This window comes from Clostridium sp. MCC328, assembly GCF_018785465.1.
GTDB classification, from domain to species: Bacteria; Bacillota; Clostridia; order Lachnospirales; family Lachnospiraceae; genus Pilosibacter; species Pilosibacter fragilis.
On the sequence record NZ_WQPW01000064.1, the window covers coordinates 77,875 to 84,894 of the forward strand.

Below are 7,020 nucleotides of genomic sequence, written 5' to 3' on the forward strand. Positions count from 1 at the left end.
TAGGGGCTATTTCTTGTCTGATCAAAGAATCTGCCGGTGACGGGTTTCCCGGACAGCGATGCCGGGAAAGCCGCCACTGACAGACCACAAAGGGCAGGTAAGAAAGAAGTCAGGAGACCATCAGATCGTGACTGTAATCGGGAAGAGACGGAACAGTCACCTGAAAATTAAGACAGTAGGAGAAAGTTAGCTTTGATACATCAGTATATAAATAATGGATACCATATTGTTTTGGACGTAAACAGTGGATCGGTTCATTCCGTGGATGCGCTGCTCTACGATGCCGTGGAGGTTCTCGCGAAGATCGTCCCGGATATGGAAAAACCGATGCCTCTCACGGATGACCAGAAAAAAGCAGTGAGAGAAGCACTGGTCTGTAAGTACTCTGCAGAAGATATTGAGGATGCGCTCTCCGATATTCAGGAGCTCATCGACGCGGAGGAGCTGTTCGCTGCGGATATTTACAAAGATTATGTGATCGATTTCAAGAAACGCCAGACGGTCGTGAAGGCACTCTGCCTTCATATTGCCCATGACTGCAACCTTGCCTGCAAGTACTGCTTCGCAGAGGAAGGCGAGTACCATGGACGCCGCGCCCTCATGAGCTTTGAGGTCGGAAAGAAGGCGCTGGATTTCCTGATCGCAAACTCCGGAAACCGCATCAACCTTGAGGTTGATTTCTTCGGCGGCGAGCCGCTTATGAACTGGAACGTTGTAAAACAGCTTGTGGAATACGGACGTTCCCAGGAGAAGGAGCACAATAAGAAGTTCCGTTTCACACTGACAACAAACGGCGTACTCTTAAACGATGAGATCATGGAGTTCTGCAACAGGGAAATGAGCAACGTGGTCTTAAGCCTTGACGGACGTCCGGAGGTCAACGACCGGATGCGTCCGTTCAGAAACGGTAAGGGAAGCTATGAACTTATTGTTCCGAAATTCCAGAAATTCGCGAAATCACGCGGCGAGAAGGATTATTTCGTCCGCGGAACCTTCACAAGAAACAACCTGGATTTCGGAAACGATGTCCTTCACTATGCGGATCTCGGCTTTGAGAAGCTTTCTATGGAGCCGGTAGTTGCAGCTCCGGAAGAGCCGTACTCCATCCGTGAGGAAGATCTTCCGCAGATCATGGATGAGTATGACAGACTCGCAAAAGAGTTTGTAAAGCGTCAGAAAGAGGGAAGAGGATTCAAATTCTTCCACTTCATGCTTGATTTAAGTCAGGGACCGTGTGTTGCGAAACGTCTGTCCGGCTGCGGTTCAGGAACCGAGTATCTTGCGGTAACTCCGTGGGGAGACTTATATCCGTGCCACCAGTTCGTTGGAAATGAAGAGTTCCTGCTTGGAAACGTGGATACCGGCGTGGTCAACACGAAGGTGCGCGATGAATTCAAGCTCTGCAACGTATACGCGAAAGAAAAATGCAAAAACTGCTTTGCGAGATTCTACTGCAGCGGCGGATGCGCGGCAAATTCCTTCAACTTCCACGGCAGCATTACGGATGCCTACGATATCGGCTGCGAAATGCAGAAAAAACGTATCGAGTGCGCGATTATGATCCGTGCTGCTTTAGCGGAGGACGAGGAAAACAACTAAATCGATCATAGCGGTCAGGGGAAGAAAACCCCGGATTGTTATTGTAAGGATGACGGAGGCGGTGATTACGGCGGACTCCGGAATCAAGAGGGACAAAAAGCCTTTTGAACCTCGAAATCATATCAAGAAGGAGATTTTATCATGAAGAGCAACAAAGGAAAGGGACTGCTCGGCCTCCTGGGACTGCTCGTTGTGCTCGGTATCTTCGGATTTTTCGGCTATGATACTCTTCAGAAGAGTAAGCTGGTCACCGATGAGAACGGAGTAACTTCCCAGAATGGCGGAATCAAGCTCGGTCTGGATCTGGCAGGCGGCGTCAGCATTACCTACCAGGCGAAGGAAGAGAATCCGAGCGCCGAGGATATGTCCGATACCCAGTACAAGCTGCAGCAGAGAGTACAGAACTACAGCTCTGAGGCAGAGGTTTATCAGGAAGGCGGAAACCGTATCAATGTTGATATTCCGGGTGTCACAGACGCGAACAAGATCCTGGAAGAGCTCGGTAAGCCGGGATCCTTACAGTTCTATGATGAGAACTGGAATGTTGTACTGGAAGGAACCGATGTAGCTTCTGCGAAAGCTGTGATCTATAAAGACCAGCAGACAGGAAACAATAACTATGAAGTAGCGCTTACATTTACGGATGAAGGTACTAAGAAATTCGCAGATGTGACTGCAGCGAACGTCGGCAAGAAGATCGCGATCGTTTACGATAATGTGATGTACTCTAACCCGACCGTACAGCAGGCGATCACAGGCGGACAGGCATCTATCTCCGGCATGACTTCCTATGAAGAGGCTGAGAATCTTGCGTCCACGATCCGTATCGGTTCCCTTTCCCTGGAACTGGAGGAACTCCGTTCCAACGTGGTAGGCGCGAAACTTGGTCAGGAAGCGATCACGACAAGCTTAAAGGCCGGCGCGATCGGTTTCGGAATCGTATGCGTATTCATGATCGTAGTTTACCTCATCCCGGGTCTTGCGGCATCCCTTGCACTCTGCCTCTATGTGGCATTGATGCTGATCCTGCTCGCGGCCTTTGAGGTTACATTAACACTTCCGGGTATTGCCGGTATCATCCTTTCCATCGGTATGGCGGTTGATGCGAACGTCATCATCTTCACCCGTATCAAGGAGGAGATCGGTCTCGGAAAGACCGTTCATTCCGCGATCAAGACAGGTTTTGCGAAAGCGTTATCCGCCATCGTCGATGGTAACGTGACAACACTGATCGCAGCGGCTGTTCTTTACTGGAGAGGCTCCGGTACAGTTAAGGGCTTCGCTACAACACTTGCCCTTGGTATCGTTCTTTCCATGTTTACAGCACTTTTCGTTACAAAGTTCACACTGAACACCCTGTATAACCTTGGATTCCAGGATCAGAAGTTCTACGGCATCAGAAAAGAGAAGAAGGCGATCAACTTTCTCGGAAAGAGAAATATCTGCTTTATCATCTCAGCTGTTATGATCCTCGCAGGTGTTGCAGGAATGGTAATGAACAAGTCTTCCATCGGAAACGCGTTCAATTACTCCCTTGACTTCCAGGGCGGTACCTCCACAAGCGTGACCTTCAATGAGGACATGTCTCTGGAGAGAATCTCAAGCGAGGTCGTTCCGGTAGTCGAATCCATCACAAACAGTGCGGATACGCAGACACAGAAGGTTGCCGGAACAAACGAGGTGATCATCAAGACAAGAACCTTAAGCGTGGAAGAGCGTCAGGCATTAGACGAGGCACTTGTTGAGAACTTCGGTGTTGATGAGTCAAAGATCACCGCAGAGAGCATCTCCGGTGCGGTAAGTGCTGAGATGAAGCGCGACGCGGTTATGGCTACAGCGATCGCTACCGTATTTATGCTTCTCTATATCTGGGTACGATTCAAGGATATCCGTTTCGCTGCAAGTGCTGTTTTAGCCCTTGTCCATGACGTATTGGTTGTAGTTGCATGCTATGCCCTCGCAAAGTGGTCCGTTGGTTCCACAGCGATCGCCTGCCTGCTTACTATCGTCGGATACTCTATCAACGCGACGATCGTTATCTTCGACCGTATCCGTGAGAACATCAAGCTCATGGGACCGAAGGCATCCACCGTTGATATTGTAAATACAAGTATCACCCAGACCTTCACACGAAGCATCAATACATCCCTGACGACCTTTGTCATGGTATTTGTTCTGTTCATCATGGGCGTATCCTCCATCCGTGAGTTCGCACTCCCGTTAATGGCAGGTATCGTTTGTGGTACCTACTCTTCCGTATGCCTGACAGGCGCTATGTGGTATGTAATGACCACAAAGAAGCAGAAGAAGGACGCAGCTGAAAAACAGGCAAAGAAGGATGCTGAGAAGGCAGCAAAGGAAGCGAAGAAATCCAGAAAATAACCGGAAGAACGTCGTTTCGAAAATAACGATAAGGCAAGAGAAATATGAAATATAAGATTCTGGCAAAAGACGGACGTGCCAAACGGGCTGACGTAGAGACAGTCCACGGCACGATCCACACGCCGGTATTCATGAATGTAGGAACTGTCGCCGCGATCAAGGGCGCTGTGTCCACCGATGACCTTCGCGGGATCGGGACACAGGTGGAGCTTTCCAACACCTACCATCTTCATGTCCGGACCGGCGACAAGCTGATCAAGGAGCTCGGCGGCCTCCACAGGTTTATGAACTGGGATCGTCCGATCCTCACCGATTCCGGCGGATTTCAGGTATTTTCCCTCGCCGGACTCAGAAAGATCAAGGAAGAAGGCGTCTACTTCAACTCCCACATCGATGGTCATAAGATCTTCATGGGACCGGAGGAGAGCATGCAGATCCAGTCAAACCTTGGTTCCACCATCGCGATGGCATTCGATGAGTGCGCTCCGCATCCGTGTACCAGAGAATACATGGAGAATTCTGTCGCGAGAACTACAAGATGGCTGGCGAGATGTCAGGCGGAGATGGCGAGATTAAATTCCCTGCCGGATACCGTCAATAAGGAACAGCTTCTGTTCGGCATCAATCAGGGCGGAACCTTCGAGGATATCCGGATCGCGCATGCAGATACGATCTCGAAGATGAACTGCGACGGCTACGCGGTCGGCGGACTTGCGGTCGGTGAGAGCCACGAGGAGATGTACCGCATTCTCGATGTGGTGGTTCCGCATCTCCCGGAAGAGAAACCGACTTACCTGATGGGCGTCGGAACCCCGGCGAACATCCTTGAGGCGGTGGACCGCGGTGTTGATTTCTTCGACTGCGTTTACCCGACAAGAAATGGCCGTCATGGTCATGTATATACAAACCACGGAAAGATCAACCTGTTTAATGAGCAGTTTTCAAAGGATATGCGCCCCATCGAAGAGGGATGCCAGTGTCCGGCCTGCCGCTCATACAGCAGGGCCTATATCCGCCATCTCCTGAAGGCAAAAGAGATGCTTGGAATGCGCTTATGTGTGCTCCACAATCTTTACTTCTACAACACGATGATGACGGAGATCAGGGAAGCTATTGAGAACCACTGCTACGCCGAGTACAAAGAGAAAAAGTTGGAGGGCGTGACAGGGAACTATAAAGACAAGGTATAAGAAAAGGAGGTGCAACGGATATGACTAACAGCCCGGCATTTTTGATTGGATATATTGTTTTAATCTTTGCTTTCATGTACTTCATTGCGATCAGACCGCAGCAGAAGGAAAAGAAAAAAATGCAGGAACTGATGGCAAGCATCGCAGTCGGTGACAGCGTGCTGACATCCAGCGGATTCTACGGAGTGATCATTGATATGACAGACGATACTGTTATCGTTGAGTTTGGCAACAATAAGAACTGCCGTATCCCGATGCAGAAACAGGCGATCGTTCAGGTTGAAAAACCGGAGGCGTAAGACCTGAAAAACAGAAAAGAAAGAGGTTCATTTCCACTTATGGGGAGATGAACCTCTTTTTTATGTAACAGGAAATTCCGAGGAATTCCCTGTTACATAAAAAGGCACTAACGTGCCAAAGATGCGCACTCGCGCGAAGATGTAGATTGTCGCAAGCGACCGCGCGAGGCGCGAGAATGTGCCAAGGCACATTCTTTTTTGGGTGAGCCGGGAAGAAACCTCCGGTTTCTACTGCGGCGTTGCATTTCTTCCTTCGTCCTCAAAGTATTTCTTCAATTCTTCAAATTCCCGCGCATACTTCGGGGAAACGGCGGTCGGGTTGGAGTGGATCCTTTCTTTGCGGAAGCGGCGGCGTTCCTTTCGGAGTGCGGCGAGGAGGGATTCCCGTTCCTTTAACATTTCGGCGAGCTGTTCCGCAGATTTCCCGCGGAGCGCTTCCAGATGGATTCCGGTAAGGTCTTTCAGACTGTCGAGCTTTCCTCCGGCCTTTGCCCTTAATTCCTCAAGGCTGACATTGGAGAGATCGCGGATGGAATCTGCGGCAGCTCCGGCTTTTTCCTGGATCAGGGACATACCGGCAGCCGGTTTTTCCTTGATGGATTTGAACTTTGTACCGGCTTTTTCCCGGAATTCTTCCATACTCATTCCGGTGAGAGCGGCAGCCTGAACTCTCTTTGCCTCGATCTGATCCAGCAGTTCTTCTTTGGCGGCCTGCAAGCGGTCTTCGGTATTCATCCTGAGAAGCGCGCGCTGTACCTGAAGATTGTCAAGCTCCGCACGGAGCTTCTGCATAGCTTCCAGGGACTTTCCAAAGGCAAGAGCTTCCTTTGTGCAGATGATGGAATCGTAAACAAAGAGCACCGTCACAAAAAACACAAAAAACAGATCCCAGTAGAGCGGCATCGCGAGGACAGCCCGCTCGATGGGCTTGTGGATCAGGTGCGTCATAAAAATCGTCAGGAATCCCCAGGCGATGGAGGAGCTGAGGCAGATATATCCGTGGACATTAAAGGGCTGGTTGCTGTAATCCCAGTAGCGGACTCTGAAAAGACGTTCCATCACATATCCGGTCACGTACTCCAGAGCCGTGGCACCGATAACGCCGGAGATATAGGTGAGGATCAGGCTGTCCTGAAACGGGAGAGATACCCATAACATCATGACTGCGCCGCTTCCGTATAACGGCAGCATTGGTAGCCGCAAAAAGCCGCGGTTTACAAAACGTTTCTGTTTTAAGGAAACGTAGGCGGATTCAAAGATCCAGCCAAAGAAACAGTACAGATAAAAAAATGTAAGCCATTGATACCAGGTGTAAGTGTACATAGATCTCCTCTCGGTTGTAAATTCAGATTATCCATATCATACGACAGGAACGGGAAAATGACAAGGCGCAACCGGGAAACTGTATTGGAAAAAGAAAACAGATATGAAAACAGCCGCCCAGGATATGACCGGGGCGGCTGTTTTGTTAACGTGCGCCCGGCGGCGCACGTTTCTAGCGGGTGCAAGTCCCGAATCCGCCCGGTAGTGGGAAGGATATAGCCGAAGGT

Annotated in this window: 5 protein-coding genes; 4 read left to right on the forward strand and 1 reads right to left on the reverse strand. The window is 50.1% G+C overall.

The features are described 5' to 3' along the window. Positions 1-192 precede the first annotated feature (192 nt). The 4 genes from scfB to yajC all read left to right on the forward strand — a co-directional run bounded on the left by scfB (position 193) and on the right by yajC (position 5,470). Entirely contained in the window at positions 193-1,599 is a 1,407-nt protein-coding gene (gene scfB, locus GPK83_RS10310) for a thioether cross-link-forming SCIFF peptide maturase (protein ID WP_117469067.1), read from the forward strand. Positions 1,600-1,740: 141 nt separating this feature from the next. Beyond that, entirely contained in the window at positions 1,741-3,981 is a 2,241-nt protein-coding gene (gene secD / locus GPK83_RS10315) for a protein translocase subunit SecD (RefSeq protein WP_215704722.1), read from the forward strand. Positions 3,982-4,025: 44 nt separating this feature from the next. Then, a complete protein-coding gene (tgt, locus tag GPK83_RS10320; protein ID WP_117515749.1) occupies positions 4,026-5,171 on the forward strand; it encodes a tRNA guanosine(34) transglycosylase Tgt in 1,146 nt (381 codons plus the stop codon). A gap of 20 nt (positions 5,172-5,191) precedes the next feature. Beyond that, positions 5,192-5,470: a preprotein translocase subunit YajC gene (gene yajC / locus GPK83_RS10325; protein ID WP_215704723.1), complete on the forward strand. Its 279-nt coding sequence runs from the start codon at positions 5,192-5,194 to the stop codon at positions 5,468-5,470. A gap of 228 nt (positions 5,471-5,698) precedes the next feature. On the opposite strand, the gene GPK83_RS10330 is transcribed toward yajC, so the two are convergent. Further along, complete coding sequence (locus tag GPK83_RS10330; protein WP_215704724.1) at positions 5,699-6,793, reverse strand: hypothetical protein; 1,095 nt, start codon at positions 6,791-6,793, stop codon at positions 5,699-5,701. Positions 6,794-7,020 lie beyond the last annotated feature (227 nt).